Annotated in this window: 14 protein-coding genes; all 14 read right to left on the bottom strand. The window is 52.6% G+C overall.

The window, feature by feature from the left end; genetic code table 11:
- Window positions 1–10: 10 nt before the first annotated feature.
- On the bottom strand, window positions 11–382 hold the full coding sequence (rpsL, locus tag KB213_RS03915; RefSeq protein ID WP_010502158.1) for a 30S ribosomal protein S12: 372 nt from the start codon (window positions 380–382) through the stop codon (window positions 11–13).
- A gap of 390 nt (window positions 383–772) precedes the next feature.
- Complete coding sequence (gene rpoC / locus KB213_RS03920) at window positions 773–5,089, bottom strand: DNA-directed RNA polymerase subunit beta' (protein ID WP_068169719.1); 4,317 nt, start codon at window positions 5,087–5,089, stop codon at window positions 773–775.
- 80 nt (window positions 5,090–5,169) lie between these two features.
- A complete protein-coding gene (rpoB, locus tag KB213_RS03925; protein ID WP_211680728.1) occupies window positions 5,170–9,342 on the bottom strand; it encodes a DNA-directed RNA polymerase subunit beta in 4,173 nt (1,390 codons plus the stop codon).
- Between the two features lie 244 nt (window positions 9,343–9,586).
- Window positions 9,587–9,961, bottom strand: a complete 375-nt coding sequence (rplL, locus tag KB213_RS03930; protein WP_211680729.1) for a 50S ribosomal protein L7/L12 — start codon at window positions 9,959–9,961, stop codon at window positions 9,587–9,589.
- A 67-nt stretch (window positions 9,962–10,028) separates the two neighbouring features.
- Window positions 10,029–10,553: a 50S ribosomal protein L10 gene (rplJ, locus tag KB213_RS03935; RefSeq protein WP_068169709.1), complete on the bottom strand. Its 525-nt coding sequence runs from the start codon at window positions 10,551–10,553 to the stop codon at window positions 10,029–10,031.
- A gap of 323 nt (window positions 10,554–10,876) precedes the next feature.
- Window positions 10,877–11,569: a 50S ribosomal protein L1 gene (gene rplA / locus KB213_RS03940; RefSeq protein ID WP_068169705.1), complete on the bottom strand. Its 693-nt coding sequence runs from the start codon at window positions 11,567–11,569 to the stop codon at window positions 10,877–10,879.
- 4 nt (window positions 11,570–11,573) lie between these two features.
- Window positions 11,574–12,008, bottom strand: coding sequence for a 50S ribosomal protein L11 (gene rplK / locus KB213_RS03945; RefSeq protein ID WP_068169702.1), 435 nt, complete (start codon window positions 12,006–12,008; stop codon window positions 11,574–11,576).
- Between the two features lie 106 nt (window positions 12,009–12,114).
- Window positions 12,115–13,707 (bottom strand): efflux transporter outer membrane subunit, encoded by a 1,593-nt coding sequence (locus KB213_RS03950; RefSeq protein WP_068169699.1) that lies wholly within the window; start codon window positions 13,705–13,707, stop codon window positions 12,115–12,117.
- On the bottom strand, window positions 13,707–14,972 hold the full coding sequence (locus KB213_RS03955) for an efflux RND transporter periplasmic adaptor subunit (protein ID WP_408903710.1): 1,266 nt from the start codon (window positions 14,970–14,972) through the stop codon (window positions 13,707–13,709). The genes KB213_RS03950 and KB213_RS03955 overlap by 1 nt, the downstream gene beginning before the upstream one ends.
- Window positions 14,969–18,136 carry an efflux RND transporter permease subunit gene (locus KB213_RS03960; RefSeq protein ID WP_211680730.1) on the bottom strand — a complete coding sequence of 1,056 codons (3,168 nt, stop codon included), beginning with the start codon at window positions 18,134–18,136 and terminating at the stop codon, window positions 14,969–14,971. Before KB213_RS03960 ends, KB213_RS03955 begins: the two co-directional genes overlap by 4 nt.
- A 200-nt stretch (window positions 18,137–18,336) precedes the next feature.
- Window positions 18,337–19,755: a HAMP domain-containing sensor histidine kinase gene (locus KB213_RS03965; RefSeq protein ID WP_211680731.1), complete on the bottom strand. Its 1,419-nt coding sequence runs from the start codon at window positions 19,753–19,755 to the stop codon at window positions 18,337–18,339.
- Window positions 19,742–20,464: a response regulator transcription factor gene (locus KB213_RS03970; protein WP_408903717.1), complete on the bottom strand. Its 723-nt coding sequence runs from the start codon at window positions 20,462–20,464 to the stop codon at window positions 19,742–19,744. Before KB213_RS03970 ends, KB213_RS03965 begins: the two co-directional genes overlap by 14 nt.
- A gap of 54 nt (window positions 20,465–20,518) precedes the next feature.
- On the bottom strand, window positions 20,519–21,703 hold the full coding sequence (locus KB213_RS03975) for a DNA recombination protein RmuC (protein WP_211680732.1): 1,185 nt from the start codon (window positions 21,701–21,703) through the stop codon (window positions 20,519–20,521).
- An 83-nt stretch (window positions 21,704–21,786) separates the two neighbouring features.
- The gene (locus KB213_RS03980) at window positions 21,787–22,023 is read right to left on the bottom strand and encodes a hypothetical protein (protein ID WP_211680733.1); all 237 of its coding nucleotides are present in this window, start codon (window positions 22,021–22,023) and stop codon (window positions 21,787–21,789) included.
- Window position 22,024 lies beyond the last annotated feature (1 nt).

A 22,024-nucleotide genomic window follows, 5' to 3' on the forward strand; every position in this document is an offset into this window, starting at 1 on the left:
CAAATACCTCTTACTTCGGACGCTTCGCGCCATACAGCGAACGACGCTGACGACGCTTAGCGATACCCTGCGTGTCAAGCACGCCGCGCAGGATGTGATAACGCACACCGGGAAGGTCCTTTACACGACCACCACGGATAAGAACAACGCTATGCTCCTGCAGGTTGTGCCCTTCACCCGGAATATAGCTCACGACCTCATACCCGTTGGTCAGACGCACCTTGGCGACCTTACGCAGAGCGGAGTTCGGCTTTTTCGGAGTAACCGTGTAGACGCGCGTGCAAACGCCACGCTTCTGGGGACAGCCCTGCAGGGCAGGAACCTTGTTCCGCTTTGCGGCCGGCTCACGGCCGTTCGCGATCAACTGGTTGATGGTCGGCATGCGCCCTTCCCAATCCTTGTCTTGCTCCAGACAGAGAGCCAAAACTCCCTGTCTTCACCTATTTCTCACCGACACGCGGGCTACCCGCCTGCCTACTGCTTATCAAGCCACGAAAGTCACTTGATGCGACTTTCACGGCTTAAAAAGTGCCTACGGCCTTAGCAATCATCTCCCGAAGGAGATTAGCGGCACCGCAAGCGATTCTTTTATCTTCGACGGCTTAATTCGCCTCGAGAGGCGGGGGTAGCCGAGGGCGCGGAACCTACAAAAGGTTCCGCACTAAGTCAAGTGTTTCGGCGAAGATTGGACCGATTCTAGCGTAATCGCTAATAAATCAGATCCGAATCCACACCCCCCATTCTCTAAAGAACGGACAAGCAATGCAGCAGATTATTCTGCCGCATCTTCAACTGCAGTCGCCGGTCGTGCGACTCGACGACGGTCTTCGCTCGCTGCAATACCACGGAGACGGTTCATAACGCTACCCGTTCCTGCAGGGATCAGGCGCCCAACAATCACGTTTTCTTTCAGACCGTTCAATGTATCGATCTTACCGGAGGTTGCAGCATCCGTCAGGACACGTGTGGTCTCCTGGAAGGATGCAGCCGAGATGAAGGACTGCGTTTGCAGCGACGCCTTTGTAATACCCTGCAGGACCGGCATAGCGTTCGCAGGAGTATCACCATTTTCGATCAGACGTTGGTTCTCAATCTCGTACTCAATACGATCCACCGTCTCACCAATCAGGTACGTCGAATCACCAGGCTCCAGAATCTCAACCTTCTGCAGCATTTGGCGAACAATCACCTCAATGTGCTTATCGTTGATCTTCACACCCTGCAGTCGATAAACGTCCTGAATTTCGTTCACCAAGTAATCAGACAGCGCCTCAATACCCATAACCTTTAGAATGTCATGCGGCACACGAGGACCATCGACCAATGGGTCACCCTTTTGGACAAAGTCACCTTCCTGAACGGAAACATGCTTGCCCTTAGGAATCAGGTACTGTGTCTCTTCATCCGTCTCATCGTTCTTCACAATGACACAGCGCTTAGACTTGTAGTCCTTACCAAATTCAATACGGCCATCACCTTCAGCAATGATCGCATGATCTTTTGGCTTACGTGCTTCAAAGAGTTCAGCCACGCGCGGCAGACCACCGGTAATGTCACGCGTCTTAGAACCTTCACGCGGAATACGTGCCAACACGTCACCCGCATGAACAACAGCGCCATTCTCAACCGAAAGAATCGAGTCTGGTGACAGGAAGTAACGCGCGTCATTGCCGTTTACCAGCTTAACAACGTTACCTGCTTCGTCCTTAAGCTGCAGACGTGGGCGCAAATCTACACCCTTTGCTGCCTGCTTATAGTCAACGACAACCTTCGAGCTCAGGCCCGTCACTTCATCCATACGCTCAACAAGCGTAATTGAATCGATCAGGTCCAGATACTCAACCGTACCCGCACGCTCCGTGATGATTGGGAGGGTGTACGGATCCCACTCAGCCATCTTCTGGCCACGTGCAACCGTCTCACCTTCACCCACCATCAAACGCGCACCGTAAGGCACACGGTAACGAGCACGCTCAACACCGTTCTCGTCCTTCAGTAGAAGCTCACAGTTACGGGACATAACGACCGGAACTTTTTGTGAGTTCTCGACAACGTTACGATTCTTAATCGTAATCACGCCATCACGAGATGCTTCCACCATGGACTGCTCAGCACCACGCGTCGCCGCACCACCAATATGGAAGGTACGCATGGTCAGCTGCGTGCCCGGCTCACCGATGGACTGCGCGGCAATAACACCTACAGCTTCACCAATGTTGACCGGGGTACCACGCGCCAGATCGCGGCCATAGCAATGACCACAAATACCAACGCGGCTATCACATGTCAGAACCGAGCGAATCTCGATGCTTTCAACGCCTGCCTTCTCGATAGCTTCGGCCATAGCTTCATCTACCAGCGCATTGCGTGGCGCTACGACTTCCTGCGTTACAGGGTGCAGAACATCCTTGGAGATCGTACGGCCCAGAATACGCTCAGACAACGAAGCAACAACTTCACCGCTATCCATAACCGCACGAACCGTGAGGCCACGCTCCGTACCACAATCATTTTCAACAATGATGCAGTCTTGAGCAACGTCCACCAGACGACGCGTCAGATAACCAGAGTTAGCTGTCTTCAGAGCGGTGTCAGCAAGGCCCTTACGCGCACCATGGCTTGAGGTGAAGTAATCGAGAACCGACAAACCTTCTTTAAAGTTTGCGATAATCGGTTGCTCAATAATCTCACCTGATGGCTTCACCATCAGACCACGCATACCCGCAAGCTGCTTCATCTGCGCTGGCGACCCACGAGCACCGGAGTGGCTCATCATCCACACAGAGTTCGTCGGCTTACCGATGACTTGCTTGGAAATTTCTTTCAGCATCGCAGCTTGCACTTCATCCGTGCAACGCGACCAAGCATCAACCACCTTATTGTAGCGCTCGCCAGCTGTAATCAGACCATCCTGATACTGCTGTTCGAATTCCTTGACTTCGTCAGCCGTATGCGAAACCAGCGTCGCCTTCTCAGCTGGGATGATCATGTCATCCTTACCGAAGGAAATACCAGCACGCGCAGCGTGACGGAAACCAAGAGCCATCAAACGGTCACAGAAGATCACCGCTTCTTTCTGACCACAATGACGATAAACCGTGTCAATCACGTCAGACACGTTCTTCTTCGTCAATTGCTTATTGATCAAGCTGAATGGGACCAGCGGATGGCGTGGCAGAATCTGTGCAATCAAAGCACGACCCGGCGTCGTCAAGATCGTTTCACGGATCTTATTACCATCAGCATCAACCGTATTCAGACGCAGACGAATCTTATCGTGCAACTGCAACGAGCCCGCCAGCATGGCGCTCTCAATTTCAGACACATCTGAATAAGCCGGTGGCCCTGCCTTAACAACCTTATCCCCTTCGATCACCGGTTCATCCGGCGTCGCACGGTATTCAGGCACTTCAAGGCTCAGATAGTACAGACCCAAGACAATATCCTGAGACGGCACGATAATCGGCTTACCGTTAGCCGGGCTGAGGATGTTGTTGGTGGACATCATCAACACGCGTGCTTCAAGCTGAGCTTCCAGCGACAGCGGCACGTGAACAGCCATTTGGTCACCGTCGAAGTCAGCGTTAAACGCTGTACAGACCAACGGATGCAGCTGAATCGCCTTACCTTCGATCAACGTCGGCTCGAACGCTTGGATACCCAAACGGTGGAGCGTCGGTGCACGGTTCAGCATCACGGGATGTTCGCGGATAACCTCTTCAAGGATATCCCAGACTTCCGGACGCTCTTTCTCAACCATACGCTTTGCAGCTTTAATGGTTGTCGCGTGACCATACTTCTCAAGCTTGGAGTAGATGAACGGCTTGAAGAGCTCCAGCGCCATCTTCTTCGGAAGACCACACTGATGCAGCTTCAACTCTGGTCCCACCACGATGACGGAACGGCCAGAGTAGTCAACACGCTTACCAAGAAGGTTTTGACGGAAACGGCCCTGCTTACCCTTCAGCATATCTGAAAGAGACTTCAGAGGACGCTTATTCGCACCCGTAATCGCACGACCACGACGGCCGTTATCGAACAGCGCATCAACAGCTTCCTGCAACATACGCTTTTCGTTACGGACAATAATATCCGGTGCACGAAGTTCGATCAGACGCTTCAAACGGTTGTTACGGTTGATAACGCGGCGGTACAGATCGTTCAGATCAGACGTTGCAAAACGACCACCATCCAGCGGTACTAGCGGGCGTAGTTCCGGCGGGATCACTGGAACGATGTCCATGATCATCCAATCCGGGCGTGAACCACTCTCAACGAAGGATTCAACCAGCTTCAGACGCTTAACCAGCTTCTTACGAGCAGCTTCAGACGTTGCCTTACGCAACTTCTTACGCATCATCGTCTTTTCGGAGTCGCCTTCCATGACTTCTGCGTCATAGTCGAACGGATCCGGACGACCCTGCTCCTGAGCTGCGAGGCTTAGTGCGCGTTCTTCATCATTCGGGATACCCCAGTCATAGCTGGAAAGAGCCTTCTTGATGGCTTCCGCACCGATCCCAACTTCAATACCCGCATCTGGGTATTCGTCGAGCAGATCTTCACAGCGAATTTCGTCCAGAAGATACTGGTCACGCTTCTTACCGTGCTTATAGGACTCGATCTGATCAGAATCACAGACGCCCTTATCCAGCACCAAAAAGCGCTCGAAATACAGAACGGGCTCAACGTCCTTCAGCGGCAGATCCAGCATTGTAGCAATGCGGCTCGGCAAGGACTTCAGGAACCAGATATGCGCAACAGGTGAGGCCAACTCAATATGGCCCATACGCTCACGACGAACCTTCGCCAGCGTAACCTCAACACCGCACTTCTCACAGACGATGCCGCGGAATTTCATCCGCTTATACTTACCGCACAAGCATTCGTAGTCCTTAATAGGACCAAAAATACGCGCACAGAACAGACCATCCCGCTCTGGCTTAAATGTACGGTAGTTGATCGTCTCTGGCTTTTTAATCTCACCAAAAGACCAAGAGCGGATCTGCTCGCTCGAAGCGAGCTGGATCTTGATGTGATCAAAGGTCAAGGACTGGCCGGTCTGACCGAGAATCTTCATGAGTTCGTTCATGCGCCGAAACCCCAATCTGCGCCGCGGTTTCCCGCGGACAGGTCAAAATTGTATCGTGAAGTGAAGCTACGAAGCACGGATCAGGATTCCCCCTGCTCCAGCTCGACATTCAAGCCGAGCGACTTCAGCTCCTTGATCAGAACGTTGAAGCTCTCCGGGATACCCGCTTCGAAGTCATCTTGCTCACGCACGATAGCTTCATAAACCTTGGTACGACCAGAAACGTCATCCGACTTCACCGTTAGCATTTCTTGCAAGGTGTAAGCCGCACCGTATGCTTCCAGTGCCCAGACCTCCATCTCACCAAAACGCTGCCCACCAAACTGTGCCTTACCACCCAGCGGCTGCTGCGTAACAAGCGAGTATGGACCGATCGAACGTGCGTGGATTTTATCGTCCACAAGGTGATGCAGCTTCAACATATAGATGTAGCCAACCGTCGTCTTACGCTCGAACGGCTCACCTGTACGACCATCAATCAGCTGAGACTGACCGGATGTATCCACACCAGCTTTTGCCAGCATGTCTTCAATATCCGGAATGGACGCACCGTCGAAGACTGGCGTTGCGATTGGCAAGCCCTTGCGAAGGTTATTCGCGAGTTCAACCAACTGCTCATTCGGAAGCGTAGCGACATCCTGCTCGAAAACAGCATCGCCATAAACTTCACGCAGACGATCCAACAGATCTTGCTTACGCTCACCCGTACGCTGATATTCATCGACCATTTCGCCGATGCTGGCGCCGATATTCGCACAAGCCCAACCCAGATGGGTTTCAAGGATCTGCCCGATATTCATTCGTGACGGCACGCCGAGCGGGTTCAGAACGATATCGACCGCCTGACCGTTCTCCAAGAATGGCATGTCTTCCACAGGAACAACGCGGGATACAACACCCTTATTCCCGTGACGACCCGCCATCTTATCACCTGGCTGAAGCTTACGCTTCACAGCAACGAAGACCTTAACCATCTTCATTACGCCCGGTGGCAGCTCATCACCACGCTGCAGCTTCTCAACCTTGTTGTCAAAGCGTGCATTGATACGACGAACCGCTTCATCGAACTCAGCGCGCAGCGTTTCCAACTCCGCTGTAACTTCGTCAGAAGATACAACGATGTTACGCCACGTCACCTTCTGGTGCTCGTCAAGCAGTTCAGCCGTAATCGGCGTACCCGTACGGATACCCTTGAAGCCAGAACCTGCCGTTTGACCAACCAGACGCTCACGTAGACGGTTATAGAAGCTGCGCTCTTGAATGCCGCGTTCGTCGTCACGATCCTTCGTCAAACGCTCAATTTCAGAGCGTTCGATTGCCATCGCACGTTCGTCTTTATCCACGCCACGACGCGAGAAGACGCGGACGTCAACAATGGTACCACTCGTTCCAGGCGGCAACTTCAGAGACGTATCACGAACATCCGAAGCCTTTTCACCAAAGATAGCGCGCAGAAGCTTCTCTTCTGGCGTCATCGGGCTTTCACCCTTCGGTGTTACCTTACCGACCAGAATATCACCCGGATTAACTTCTGCACCGACATAGACGATACCGGCCTCGTCGAGGTTACGCAGAGCTTCTTCACCGACATTCGGAATGTCACGCGTGATTTCTTCTTGGCCAAGCTTGGTATCACGAGCCATGACCTCAAATTCCTCGATATGGATCGAGGTAAAGACGTCATCACGCGCGATGCGCTCGGAAATGAGGATGGAATCCTCAAAGTTGTAACCGTTCCATGGCATAAACGCGACGAGCACGTTACGGCCAAGTGCCAGATCACCCAGATCAGTAGACGGACCATCAGCGATAATATCGCCAGCATGAACCGTGTCACCAACCTTCACCAACGGACGTTGGTTAATGCAGGTGGACTGGTTTGAACGCATGTACTTACGCAGACGATAAATATCGACACCCTGCGTTGAACCTGCATCATCCGTTACGCGGACAACGATACGCGCACCATCGATTTGATCGATGACACCTTTACGCTTTGCAACGATGGTCGCACCAGAATCGCGCGCCACAGCGGATTCCATACCCGTACCAACTAGCGGTGCATCCGCACGTACCAGCGGCACAGCCTGACGTTGCATGTTCGCGCCCATCAGTGCGCGGTTCGCGTCATCGTTCTCAAGGAACGGAATCAACGCAGCAGCAACAGACACCAACTGCTTCGGCGAAACGTCACAAGCGGTAACTTGTTCCGGCGGAACCACGCGGAAGTCACCAGACTTACGAACGGAAACCAGTTCATCCGTCAGTTGACCATCAGCATCCTGCTTTGCATCAGCCTGAGCAACGACCAGCTTCTCTTCCTGCATCGCAGAAAGATACTTCCAGCCGTCCTGCAGAACGCCGTCCTTAACCAGACGGTAAGGCGTTTCGATGAAGCCGTATTTATTCACCTTCGCGTAAGTCGAAAGTGAGTTAATCAGACCAATGTTCGGGCCTTCAGGCGTTTCGATTGGGCAGATACGACCATAATGCGTTGGATGAACGTCACGAACTTCAAAGCCTGCGCGTTCACGTGTCAAACCACCCGGACCAAGCGCTGAAAGACGACGCTTATGCGTCACTTCAGAGAGTGGGTTAGTTTGGTCCATAAACTGGCTAAGCTGTGACGAACCGAAGAACTCACGCACAGCAGCAGCGGCTGGCTTCGCATTAATCAAGTCATGCGGCATGACCGTATCAATGTCGACAGAGCCCATACGCTCACGGATAGCGCGCTCCATACGGAGCAGACCAACGCGATACTGGTTTTCCATCAATTCGCCCACTGAACGAACACGACGGTTACCCAAGTTATCAATATCGTCGATCTGACCACGACCATCCTTCAGGTCGCACATGATCTTAATCGTGCGCAGAATATCTTCTTTACGCAGAACACGCAGCGTATCCGGCGTTTCAACATCCAGACGCATGTTCATCTTCACACGACCAACCGATGACAGATCATAGCGGTCAGATGCAAAGAAGAGACCATGGAACATGGCTTCTGCCGTTTCCTTGGTCGGCGGCTCACCTGGGCGCATGACGCGGTAGATATCAATCAACGCTTCGTCACGGCTCGTGTTCTTATCAGCAGCCAGCGTATTACGGATCCAGGGACCATGCGAACCATCAACAGCCAGTGTCGGCAGTTCCGTGATGCCCTGCTCTTCCAGCGCTGCAAGACGGTCTTCCGTCAGTTCATCGCCTGCTTCGCCGTAGATTTCACCCGTATTCTCGTTCACCAAGTCATACGCAAGGAAGCGACCAAGCACATCCAAACGGCCAACCTGCACAACGCGGGTCTTTTCAGCAATCTTACGAACCATACGGCCCGTCAGCTTAGCATCAGCTTCAGCAACAACTTCACCGGTATCAGCGTCAACCAGCGGGCTCAGCAGCTTCAAACCACGGAACGCTTCTGGCTCGAACGGACGCGCCCAAGAATCACCCTGACGGGTGAACGGCACCATTCCGTAGAAGTAGTTCAGGATTTCATCCTGATCCATACCCGCGATGTCGAGCGAATCAACATCACCGCCGTCTGCTTCTTTTGCTGCGCGCTGCGCGATATAATTCTCACCAGCCAGCGCATAAAGCAACGTGGTGACAGGCAGCTTACGCTTACGATCGATACGAACGTAGATCAGGTCCTTGGCATCGAACTCGAAGTCGAGCCATGAACCACGGTAAGGGATCACACGTGCTGCGAAAAGATATTTACCAGAAGAATGCGTCTTACCCTTGTCGTGATCAAAGAACACGCCCGGGCTACGATGCATTTGAGAAACAATGACACGCTCTGTGCCATTGATGATGAAGGTACCATTATCGGTCATGAGCGGCATGTCGCCCATGTAAACCGGCTGCTCCTTCAAATCATGAATGGAGCGTGATCCTGTATCTTCATCGATATCCCACGTCGTCAGACGCAGGATCACCTTCAACGGAGCCGCAAATGTCAGGCCACGTTGAATACATTCTTCGACGTCGTATTTCGGCTCTTCGAATTCGTAGGAAACGAAATCCAGACGTCCACGGCCCGCAAAATCGTTGATCGGGAAGACCGAACGGAACACTTCTTGAAGCCCGGCTTCTTGCCGCGCATCAGGACTCACGTTCATCTGCAGGAACGCTTCATACGAAGCGCGCTGCACATCGATCAGATTGGGCATCGGCGCGATTTCGGGGATACGCCCGAAACTTTTGCGGATCCTCTTGCGTCCCGTGAACGATTTGGCGATCGCGTTCATCTATTATTGCCCTCTGCACCAGACCTTCGGGGCGCCCGGATAGAAGTCAGGAAAACCCACTTCCCTGACGGGCGACCGGAACGACCGGACCAAACTGGTTATCATTAACGTGGCGAGTCGCGCACTATACGCGAAGTTTTCGCCAACGGCAAATCGGGCGGGAACCGCATGCGATTCCCGCCCCGTCCGTCTGCTTTCGCAGAAATCACCCCCCCCCAAGAGGAGAGCGATCCAGTCGAGTTAATTACTTAACTTCGACCTTTGCACCAGCTGCTTCAAGAGCGGCCTTGATCTTTTCAGCTTCGTCCTTAGACGCGCCTTCCTTAACGGTCTTCGGTGCGCCTTCGACCAGGTCCTTAGCTTCCTTCAGACCCAGGCCCGTGATGCCACGGATTTCCTTAATGACGTTGATCTTCTTGTCGCCAGCAGATGCCAGGACAACGTCAAATTCGGTCTTTTCTTCAGCAGCAGCAGCAGCAGCAGCTGGAGCAGCAGCAGCAGCAGCAACTGGAGCAGCAGCAGAAACGCCCCACTTCTCTTCGAGAAGCTTGGACAGTTCAGCAGCTTCGAGAACGGTCAGAGCTGACAGCTCTTCAACAATCTTTGCCAGATCGGCCATGGTTTTCTTCCTGTGTAATGCACTAATGTCGTGGTAAAGGATTTACGCCGCAGCGTAGATCCAACTCTTAGGCGGCTTCCGTGTCGCCGGTCTCGGCATAGGCGCCAAGAACGCGAGCAAGTTGGCCAGCCGGCGCTTGAGTGATACCTGCGATACGCGTAGCTGGCGTTTGGATCATACCAACCAGCTTTGCACGCAGCTCATCAAGCGACGGCAGTTCGGCAAGAGCCTTGACCCCGTTGACGTCCAGCGTCTGGGAGCCGAGAGCGCCACCGAGCACTACCAACTTTTCGTTCTTCTTGGCGAACTCAACGATAACCTTCGCCACTGCCACTGGATCTTCAGACCACGCAAGCGCAGTCGGACCCTTCAGCAGAGGTACGATACCGTCGAATTGGGTCCCATCCAGAGCGCGGCTGGCCAGCCGGTTCTTCGCAACCTTATATGTCGCCCCTACAGCCCGAATCTGGCGACGCAATTCCGTCACATCAGCAACCGTCAAACCCTTATTCTGGGTGACGACTACCATTGACGTGCTTGCGAACACCTCGGCGAGGAACGAGACAAAGGCCCGTTTTTCCGTGCGGTCCAAAACCAGTCTCCTCGTCAGTCTGATCGAAATCAGACCCGGTTACCCATGGAGTAGCCCCACTTAAAAGCAAAACTACTCCGCTCGCCTGTCCAGCCAAGAGCGTTCCAAGTGCATTGCAGCCTAAACTACATTAGACACTGACGCCCCATCTGACGCTCGCGGCTTTACGCCCTTTAGGACACCTCGCTGAGCGAAATATCACGCGCGATCTTGGACAGGTTGGGAAGCAACACCCGAAAGCATCGCCCCCTACGCCACCACACCGAAGTGCGGCGTCATTCTAAACCGAGGGAGAAAACCCCCTCGGCAAACTCAGGCGAAAATTACGCCTGGAAGCTGGAAACATCCACACGGACGCCCGGGCCCATCGTAGAAGACAGAGCAGCCTTCTTCAGGTAGGTACCCTTCGCACCAGTTGGACGCGCCTTTTGAACAGCATCAACCAGAGCGTTGATATTCTCAACCAGCTTTGCTTCGTCGAAAGAAGCCTTACCAACACCAGCATGGATAATACCAGCTTTTTCAGCGCGGTATTCAACCTGACCGGACTTAGCAGCCGTGATCGCACCCTTAACATCCATCGTTACCGTACCGAGACGTGGGTTCGGCATCAGGCCACGTGGACCAAGGATCTTACCAAGACGACCAACCAGAGCCATCATGTCAGGCGTCGCAATGCAGCGATCGAATGCGATTTCACCAGCTTGAATCTTTTCAGCCAGATCTTCTGCACCAACAACTTCCGCACCAGCAGCCAAAGCTTCTTCAGCCTTAGCACCACGTGCGAATACGCCAACACGCAACGTCTTACCCGTACCATGCGGCAGGGAAATCAGACCACGGACCATTTGGTCAGCGTGACGTGGGTCGATACCAAGATTCAAAGAAACTTCGATTGTTTCGTCGAACTTTGCCTTTGCATTACCCTTAACCAAAGCAACAGCTTCAGAAAGTGCATAAGGCTTGTTACGCTCAACAGTAGCTTGAGCAGCCGTCAGACGCTTGTTCTTCGCCATGATATCAGCCCTCCACCACATCGAGACCGATTGACTTAGCAGAACCCGCAAGCATGCGAACTGCACCATCAATGTCGTTAGCGTTCATGTCCTTGAACTTCGTCTCAGCGATTTCACGCAATTGAGCCGTCGTTACGGAACCAACTGAAGCAGCCTTACCAACCGTCTGGCTACCCTTAGAAATCTTTGCAGCTTTCAAAAGGAAGTAGGTGTTTGGTGGCGTCTTCGTGATGAAGCTGAACGTACGGTCTGCATACGCGGTGATAACCACCGGGATTGGCATACCTGGCTCAAGACCTTGCGTCTTCGCGTTGAACTCTTTGCAGAACTGCATGATGTTCAGACCGCGTTGACCCAGTGCTGGACCGACTGGTGGTGACGGATTAGCTTTACCCGCCGGGATCTGCAGCTTGATGTAGCCAACAACTTTTTTGGCCATATCCGGGACTCCCCTAATATTGCGTTCCCGAACCGCGGTGGTACGGAGTCGCTTAACGCAACTCCTCCCGCGTTCGAATTGAGGGGGTCCCCTAGACTATATTACCCTAGTGGGTCAACCCCCTTAGATCATTCTGTTGAGGTGTATCATGATTTTCCACACCACCAACAGCTTTGGGTGTCCGCAAGTTGTTATATTGCAGCACACCAAATGGGTTAATTTGTCCCATCTTTGGCAAAGAATCTGCCTGCCAACCACCACCAAGCGCCCGCATCAAACGAACACTCGCCTGAACCTGAGCCGTCTGCACACGAACTAGTGACAAACGCGCCTGCAAAGCATCTTGCTGAGCAACCAAGGCATCAAGATAGTTCGACAAACCACCCGTATAGAGTGACATAGTCATATGTTGAGTGCGTAATGCCGCATCAACAGCCTTACCTTCTTGCTCTTGCGCCGTACGATATTGCACCGTCTGGGTCAGGCCATTCTCCACATCCCCAAATGCAGACAACACCGTAGAACGATATTCATCTACACTCTGGCGATACTGAGACCATGCCCGCTGCAACGCAGCCCGACGTAAACCACCCGTAAAGGCTGGTTCAACAGCCTGCACCGCAATGCGCCAAAACGCATTTGAGATACCACCAAGGTCGAACCCGGCATTCTCAAAACCACCGCTCGCACTAATAGAGATATCCGGATAAAAAGCAGCCCGGGACACACCAATAGCCCGTGAGGCTGCGGCCATCCGGCGTTCAGCCGCAGCAATATCTGGCCGCCTCTGAAGCAATGTTGAAGGCACACCCGCATTAATCGGCACAACACCAAAATGCAGCCGTACGTCATTCACCGGCGCAATATGAAAAGCTGCAGGCGCTGTGTTCAACAACACCGCCATTGCATTCTCAATCACTTGCCGTTGCGCCACAATCCGCGACTGAGACGACATCGCAGAATAAAGCTGGTTTTCAGCACGAGAGACATCGAGCCCCGCACCAATAGCGCCTTCTTGACGCAAGCGTGTAATTTCTACTGCCGTCTGGAAATACCGAATGGAGTCACTATACACTTCATTCTGCGCATCGAGACCGCGCAAAGTCACGTAATCACTGGCGAGCTCTGCCTCTAGGCTGAGCTTGGCCTGCGCGTAATCAGCTGCTGTCGCCTGTGCGAGGTTCTTTTCCATCCGCGTTGAGTTACGGATCTTACTCCAGAAATCCGGCTCCCACGTAGCTGCACCGCTATAAGCCTCATTCGATTCATAAGCGAATGAGGAACTCTCCCGGTTATTAAACAAGCGGCCCAGAGACCCCTTGTTATCACTCATATGCCCACTACCCACGAGTTGCGGATAAAGCTGACTTTCCGCCTCACGCGCCATATCACGTGCTTGCGTAAATGACTCAGCTGCGGCTTGCAGGTCCGGGTTAACGTTCAGCATCCGCTCTTCAAGGCCATTCAAAATGGGATCATGGAAAACTGACCACCAATTTCCGGGCAATGTTGAATCGGCTGGCCGTGCATCCACCATAATGCCTTTGCCATGCCACCCATCTGGGTACAGAAAAGTTTGCGGTTGGTATTGCGGAGCCAAGTCACACGCACTTAACCCCAAGGTCAGAGCCGCAGCTAATGAAATGCCGCGTGCCCCATACTTATCACGCCAAAAGCGCGCCTCTTTTACCTTGCGCATCACCGGCTACTCGCCTCTGCTGGGTTCGCATCATGCTCACGCTCTGCCCGGTGGTCTTCTTCAATTTGCGCCTTTGTCGGCGCGTTATAACCCGGCGTAGAGTTCACAACGCGGACCTGATCGCCCTCAAGCATATCCGCAGTTGGGTTCGCCACGATCTGATCATGCGCGGAAATACCGCTCAACACCTGTACCGTCGTACCGAAATTCGTACCTACCGTTACAGACATCAGATGAATATGCCCATCGATGACCTTCGCTATTTGCATCCCCTGTGCCCGGAACAGCAGAGCGCTTTCTGGAACAATCAGAATATTTGGGTCACCTGGTGCCGTAATATGCGCAGTTGCATAAGAGTTCGGCCACAACAGGTTCTCATCATTGCCAATGCTCAGCTCCGTCGTCACCGTACGGGTTGCCGCGTTAAACGCATTTGCTGAAGCAAGATAAGTCGCCAAAAAATGGCGGCCCGGATATTGTGGCACCGTCAACTGCGCCGTAATTTTCGGTGAAATAACGCTCGCGAAATCCTGCGGAACAGAAACGAAAACACGCATGCGGTGCGTGTCCGCCACCGAGAACAATTCGGACGCTGCACCGCGTGAGTTCACATTACCACCGCCAGCATTCACATAGTCACCAACGTTGACCAAGCGCGAGGTGACAATCCCATCAAACGGCGCGACAATCCGTTTAAAGTCTTCCAACGCTTGGAAACGATCAACGTCATGCTCTGCGGCTTCCAACTCAGCTTTTTGCGCTGCCGCATTCGCCGCCTGAACGTCTACTTCCTGCCGGGAAACAGCTTGCGTGTTTTTCAGGGCTGTCCAACGGTTGGTCGTGATAACCGCCAGCTTATAACGTGCTAGAACCACGTTATAATGTGCCTTAGCTGCTGCGTATTGGGCATCAATACTTGGCGTATTGATCTCTGCCAGCAAGTCCCCCTGCTTCACATGCGCGCCATAGTCTTTGTACCACATTTTCACGTAGCCAGAGACTTGAGCATAAATCGGCGCCTCATACCACGCAGCCAAGTTCGCCGGGAGGTCAACCTCACGGGTCTTCGGGCCGGCTTGCGGCATAATCAATGATACCGGCGGCGCAGAGACTTCCTCCGTCTCACGCGCCACACGCGCGTGATCGGCCATGCGCCCAAGAATACCCCAAATCGCGATGACCAGAGCGATCAAGACGACAATGACAAGAATGAGCTTTCCTCGTGGCCCGAACACGCCTGAGCCTTGTTGCGTAGACTGGTTCACGCGTGGTCTCCTTCCGGCGCGGTCGGCCGTTTATAATGTAACAGAGCAAAAACACAGGGCACAAAGAGCAACGTAGCAATGGTTGCTACCAACAACCCACCGATTACGGCTTTACCCAGCGGAGCGTTATCAGAGTTACTAATCGACATCGGGATCATCCCGATCATCATGGCAAGCGCCGTCATCATCACAGGACGAATACGCTCATAGCCCGCTTCCAAAGCGGCTTTGAGCGGATCTCCGTGCTTATCCAACTGCTCACGCGCAAAGGACACGACCAAGATGGCGTTCGCCGTCGCAGTCCCCATACACATAATCGCACCTGTCAAAGCAGGAACAGACATTGCCGTATGCGTTAAGAAGAGCGACCAAGCGATCCCCCCCAAGGCACCCGGTAACGCTGTGATAATCACAAAAGGGTCCAACCATGATTGAAAATTCACGACGATAATGAGGTAAACCAACGCGATAGAAAGCGCCAAACCCGTGAGAAGCTGCACATACGCATCATTCATGGTCACAGCCTGGCCGCGCACCACCATCGTCGCACCATGCGGCAAGTGTTTACGCTCCTCAGCCACTACACGATCAACCGCGCGTGATAGACTACCCAGATCAACACCTTCAGGTGCCGCGTAAATATCCACCACTGGCATAATATTATAATGCGCGACTTCTGCTGGCGTACCCGACTGAACAATGTCAGACAGAGCCCCCAAGAGCTGTGGGTTTTGATTCAGCGGATTACCATCCCCCTTATCAATCGGCACAATCTCCAAGTCGTTCAGCGTTTGCAGGTAATTCGCTGGTGTTTGCACGTCAATCAGTTGCGATGTGCCCTGAGCGTTAAGGTAATATGTCTGCCCAACCTGCGCGCTACCAGACAATGTGACCAAGGCATTCAACGCAACGTCACGCTGCGTAATACCCGTGCCCAAAGCAAAGCTACGGCGGTTATTGACCAACAATGTCGGCTGAGTCATCGGCTCTTGCACCGACACATCCGTAATACCCGGAACATGCCGTAGCTTTTGCGCGACTTGCGTAGCGAACGTGAAGTTCTTTTGCAGATCACGTCCAACGATTTGCACATCAATCGGAGATGGCAGACCGAAGTTTAGGATCTTTGCCGTCAAATCACCCGGTTGGAACGTAAAGATAGTGCCCGGGAATGCGTCACTCAAACCACGACGCAGGGTTTGCCGGTACTCTGAAATTGGACTTTCACCATTCCGCAATTGCAAGGTGATGTCGCAATCCTGCGCCCCGGTCGTTGGAGACGGCACCATAGCTTGGTTCAGTTGACTGAATGGCAAGCCACAGTTGTTCACAACATTCGCAATCTGTCCCGGCAACAGGCTGTGCATACGCTGCTCAACCAGACCGGCAATTTTACCAGTCTCTTCAATACGCGTGCCGATCGGGGCGCGCATATGCATTTGAATGGTGCCCGACTTAATCTCAGGGAAGAAATCTTGCCCCACGAAAAAGAGCAAACCAAGAGATGCCAACGCCGCCAATAAAAACAGCGTTACAAAGCGGCCACGAATTTGGATCAAGCCCGCCAAAAGACCCTGATATGCCTTGCGGAACGCCATGAAACGCCGCTCAAACCCGCGCTGGAAACGTCCAAAGAACCCCGGTTCACGATGTGCGTGTGCAGGGTCACGATGTGCAGCAACTTGAGCTGGCAACAACCAATTCGCCATCGTGGGCACGAGGGTTCGTGACAAGATGAATGACGCAATCATCGCAAAGATAATGGCTTCAGCCATAGGCATGAACAACCAACCGGAAATGCCGGTCAATTCAAACAACGGTAGCCACACAATACAAATACAGGTCGTCGAAACGAATGTCGGAATGACAATCTGATTAGCCGCATCAATAATCGCGTCTTCCAGCTCTTTTCCGGTGTCCAAATGCGCGTCGATGTTTTCGATCATCACCGTCGCATCATCCACGAGGATACCGACAGCCAAAGCCAAACCACCCAGCGTCATCACATTGATCGACTGCCCTGCTATGCTAAGCCCAATGATCGAGCACAACATCGCCAAGGGAATAGACGTAGCCACAATCACTGTGGAGCGCCACGACCCAAGGAAAAGCAGAACCGTCAAGCTGGTCAAAATAGCCGCCGTGACCATTTCTCGCAGAACATCAAAAACGGAATCCTTCACGAAGCCAGAAGCATCCGTCAAAATGTTCATGCTAGTCCCTGCGGGCAGGGTAGACAGAACCTGTGGCAAAAGCTTTTTCACGCCACTCACGACAGATAAGGTAGACGCATCGCCGCTTTTGAGAATGACGATGAGAACCGACTGATGGCCTTTCACCAAAACCGCATTAATCTGCGGCGGACCACCTCTGTGCACCCACGCCACATCGCGCAGATAGATCACTGAATTCCCGACCTGCTTAATCGGCATACGGTTAAAGCTAGACAGATCGATCGGTGCTGAGTTGGTTTTCACCATCCAGTCAAAACCACCAACCTTCTGGTCACCGGCAGGCAGCACGATGTTTTGACGGTTCAATGCATTCGCCACATCTTCAGGCGACAAACGGTGCGCCAGCAGCTTTACCGGATCAATATCGACCATGATATCTGGCGCCAAACCACCATACGGGTTTGGAATGGCAGCACCAGGTACAGACACCAGTTCAGGCCGGATCAAGTTTGACGCCATGTTATAAATTTCCGAGCCCGACATGCTCGAATTATTCACTTGCAGCGTTAAAACCGGGACTGAAGATGCGTCCAACGCCAAAATCAGCGGTGGCGTTGCTCCCGTCGGCATCTGTTTAATAACAGTTTGCGACACAGATGTAATTTGCGTCTGTGCAACGGCGGTGTCTGTCCCCGGCTGGAAGAAGACACGAACAATACCGCGGCCGTAATATGATGAGCTTTCAATATGCTCAATATTACTCACAGTCGCTGTTAGCGAACGCTCATAATAATAGACCATACGGCCGGACATATCTTCAGGCATCAAGCCCGTATATGCCCACACGACAGCAACAATGGGGATTTTAATAGAAGGAAAAACGTCTGTCGGCGTTGCAATAATAGCCTTGACGCCGAAGATCAAAATCATGATCGACAAGACGACAAAGGTATAGGGCCGCTTTAGCGCGGTAACAACAATCGCGTTCATACGGCTTTGACCTTCCATAGACCAAACTGGGAGTGCATCCCTTTTGATTGGCCTAAGGCGAATATCACGTCATTCATGATCCGTCTCAACGGGCTCTCCTTACACAAGCCCCTCAGACATATCGCAAGAACACAATGCCACAAGCAAAATTGAATTTAGTTCTTTGCTAAACCCCTAGTTTCACGAAAATATCATGTCACTTATGCGCTATTTTCTGACGCCCCCTCAACAAAAGCATCAAAAGTCATCGTAAAGACAGAGCCGGGCAAAGTAAGCCCCTCTTTATGAGCCGCAATGCTCAGAGTCGCGCCATGAAGATCTAAAATGGCAGAAACGAGACTTAAACCCAAACCACTACCCGGAATATGACGGCTTTTATCAGAACGATAAAAACGCCCAAGTACAGCACCACGCTCCTGCTCAGGAATACCTATCCCTGTGTCAGAAACTTGTACCGAAATCTTGCCATCAACCATACGCTCAACACAGAGCCCGACTTCACCACCCTCAGGGGTAAATTTAATGGCGTTATCGACCAAATTTGCCAGAACTTCGCTCAACAAGTCCGCATCCCCATAGAGCAATGCTTTTGATGTAAGCCCTTCCTGACGGAGAATTATGCCCTGCGTCTCTGCGATCGGCTCATACAAATCAACAATACCGGCAGCGACTTCCGTTAAATCCGTCATCGCAAAACCTGCACGACGCCGACCATTCTCAAGCTCACCAATCCTTAGCAAGGCAGTGATAATTGAAAAGCACTGGTCAAGATCCTGCGTCGCACGCTGAATCACTGCATTGAGATGATCTACATCATCCGAGCCCGTTACGCGCTCCAGTGCGGCCCGCACACGCGCCAAAGGTGTCCGCAAATCATGGGCAATATCATTGCCAACATCACGAATCTCGTCGAGCAAATGCTCCAAACGATCCAACATCCGGTTTACCGCACTGGCGAGGCGTTCAATATCGTCACGCTCACGCCCCACCGGAAGGCGTTCTTGCAAATCTCCGCCCATAATCCGCACAATGGCTTCACGCATTTCTTTCACACGCGCCAAAGCACGGTGACTCAAGAAAACACCAGCTAATAGCGCAAATAAAACAATCGGCACCACCGACATCAATGCCGAACGCTTCGTAATATAACGCAGTTCATCCGCCATATGCATGGACCGTGCCAGAACCAAAACACGTCCATCTGGATGACCATCACGATCAGGCACCCGTACGGCCATGAAACGCATTTCAAACGGACGATCTTTACGCGGCACAACCCATAAACGCTGCGCTTCCGGGGAGACTTCTAGCCCCTCCGGCCAAGTATGAATATCACCCACAATCGGCTGATGCGTTAGGTCAAACAACGCAGCGCCGTTCAGAATAACGCGCAGATCGGTCTTCGTACGATCACGCACAGCGTCTTCTAATTCTTCCGGTGTTTCTTGCACCAGAAGGTCAGCTTCACGCTTCAAAAAATCTGTTGAGCGGGCGCGCTCATAATTCGCCATTTGCCCGTAAACGAGCATAAACTGGAGCAAAACGCCCGCGATAATGGCGACGACGAAAGCCAGCGTCAGCCGGAACGTCGCCGTCCGAAAAATATCAGTTTGGAACACGCAAACTGAACCCAGCGCCACGGATACTTTGAATCAACGGCGCCTCACCCGGCACATCAATCTTGCGGCGCAGCTTACCGATATGCACATCCACCAGATTGGTCTGCGGTACAAAGCGATAGTTCCACACATCTTCCAAGAGCATGGTCCGCGTCAAAACAGCTCCGGGGCGGCGCATCATATATTCCAACAAACGGAACTCACGCGGCAACAAGTCAACTTCACGCCCTTCACGAAAGACCTTGCGTTCAATCAGGTCCATCTCAATCGGGCCAACCCGCAAAACCGTTTCACGACTGTCAGTCGGACGGCGCAGCAATGCTTCAAGGCGTGCGGCCAACTCTTCCATGGCGAAAGGCTTCGTCAGGTAATCATCACCACCCGCCTTCAAACCATTAACACGGTCATCTACCGCCGACAACGCGGACAGAACCAAGACAGGCGTCATAATCTGCTCACGCCGTAGGCGCTCAATCACGCTCAGACCGTCAAGCTCTGGCAGCATACGATCTACTACCATCAGATCATAACGGCGAGAGATCGCTTCATCCACGCCCTCTAACCCAGTGCTCGCACGCGTTACGCCGTAACCACGCGCCTCCAATTCCGCGACAACTTCCGTCGCGATGCTATCATCGTCCTCGATCAGCAGCAGCCGGATCGCAGGTTCGGATTGGCGGAGTACCGCCTCATGACTTTCAGCAGACATCATCATACCTCCCCACATGAGCCGTAACGCTTGAAGTTCCCATTAAAAACGGGGTTAACCTTCAGCATCACTCATCTCAGTTCCGTCAAGCGCACGCAATTTACGCCCCAGAACCCGTGTGCGACGCCGGGCTTCTTCAATCGTACTGCCCATCGTTCCAGCATTACGCTGCAACTTTTCCAACACTTCGTCCATACGCAACATTTCTTGTCGCGTCGTGCCCAAAAGAGAAGCTATGGTTTCCGTCCGCTCCTCAAGGGCCAAAGTAACATAACCTAGATGCACCGTACGCAACATAGCCGGCAATAAAGAAGGTCCCATGATCAACACACGGTGCAGGCGTCCTATTTCATCAATAACACCCGGCATCCGAGAAATTTCAGTGTAAAGCCCATCCGTAGGCACATATAAAACGGCGAATTCTACCGTAACGGGTGGACGAATATACTTAGAAGCAATCTTCCGCGCTTCTGCTTTAATCACGACTTCCAACTCACGGCGGGCGGCCTTCTCACCCATCACATCAGAAGCTTCTGCCGCGTTTAACAAACGCTCATACGCCTCCGTTGGAAATTTACTATCAATCGGCAAATAAGGTGGCGCTTCACTCCGCACAGGCATACGGACTGCAAATTCAACACTTTCCAGCCCCTCCCCTACCCGAAAATTTGTTTCATAGCTGCCTTCAGGCAAAACATCGTCTAACAGAGCGCGACACTGCGCTTCCCCCCAACCACCTCGGGATTTCACATTAGAGAATAAACGCTTTAGGTCTCCGATCTGCGCGGTCACACTCGACACTTCACCCAAAGCTTTTTGCATTAAGCCAAACTGCTCAACCACACGCTGAAAGCTTGTTTGCATTTGCTTTTCAACAGCACCATGCAATTGCTCATTCACGGCAAGACGAATACGCTCAATTTGCCGCGCTTGCCCATCTGACATATTCCGCAGCGCTTCTGACAATAACAAGCGATTATCTGCCTGATCTTGCCCCACGCGCTGCGTTACTGCGGCCAAACGCTCTGTTGTTTCTAAACGCAGCGCATCTAAACGCCCAGAAAGCGCCCGCTCAATATCCACGAGGTGCTGGCGCTGATAATCTGCATCTCGTGCGCGCTCATCTGCTTCACGATCAAAAAAGGGCGTAAAATCTTGCTGCCGTCCGTTTTTCGTCAACGCCAAAACAGCAATTACCAAAGAAATAAACGCAACAATCCATGGGAGCATGGAAATCATACTGACTACTCTAACGTTATAATAAGCCGCTTCCGACCCACCACCCTAGAGAAGAACATAAAGAAAACAACCCGACAGCCGCCTTACCGCTGTCCGGCGTTTCCAGCATCCATCATACGACCTTGCGTACATGAACACGGCACAGCAAACGGCACCTTCATCGGAGGCTTGCAAGTATAAATGCCCGCTTGGCACCCTGCACCATTGACGACCATAGGCGCACCCGGACCGAACACCCCGCCCCCGTCACACGCTCCCAACAACAGGCAAGACGCACATCCCAAGACCACAAGAGCACCGTATTGTATGGCACGAAACATA

The sequence above is a fragment of the Neokomagataea anthophila genome (genome assembly GCF_018122595.1).
In the GTDB taxonomy this organism is placed as follows: Bacteria; Pseudomonadota; Alphaproteobacteria; order Acetobacterales; family Acetobacteraceae; genus Gluconobacter; species Gluconobacter anthophilus.

Bases quoted from the DNA above. Each gene is read 5' to 3' on its own strand.
- rpsL (WP_010502158.1), bottom strand. From the start codon at position 382: ATGCCGACCATCAACCAGTTGATCGCGAACGGCCGTGAGCCGGCCGCA.
- rpoC (WP_068169719.1), bottom strand. From the start codon at position 5,089: ATGAACGAACTCATGAAGATTCTCGGTCAGACCGGCCAGTCCTTGACC.
- rpoB (WP_211680728.1), bottom strand. From the start codon at position 9,342: ATGAACGCGATCGCCAAATCGTTCACGGGACGCAAGAGGATCCGCAAA.
- rplL (WP_211680729.1), bottom strand. From the start codon at position 9,961: ATGGCCGATCTGGCAAAGATTGTTGAAGAGCTGTCAGCTCTGACCGTT.
- rplA (WP_068169705.1), bottom strand. From the start codon at position 11,569: ATGGCGAAGAACAAGCGTCTGACGGCTGCTCAAGCTACTGTTGAGCGT.
- rplK (WP_068169702.1), bottom strand. From the start codon at position 12,008: ATGGCCAAAAAAGTTGTTGGCTACATCAAGCTGCAGATCCCGGCGGGT.
- KB213_RS03950 (WP_068169699.1), bottom strand. From the start codon at position 13,707: ATGCGCAAGGTAAAAGAGGCGCGCTTTTGGCGTGATAAGTATGGGGCA.
- KB213_RS03960 (WP_211680730.1), bottom strand. From the start codon at position 18,136: ATGAACGCGATTGTTGTTACCGCGCTAAAGCGGCCCTATACCTTTGTC.
- KB213_RS03970 (WP_408903717.1), bottom strand. From the start codon at position 20,464: ATGTCTGCTGAAAGTCATGAGGCGGTACTCCGCCAATCCGAACCTGCG.
- KB213_RS03975 (WP_211680732.1), bottom strand. From the start codon at position 21,703: ATGATTTCCATGCTCCCATGGATTGTTGCGTTTATTTCTTTGGTAATT.
- KB213_RS03980 (WP_211680733.1), bottom strand. From the start codon at position 22,023: ATGTTTCGTGCCATACAATACGGTGCTCTTGTGGTCTTGGGATGTGCG.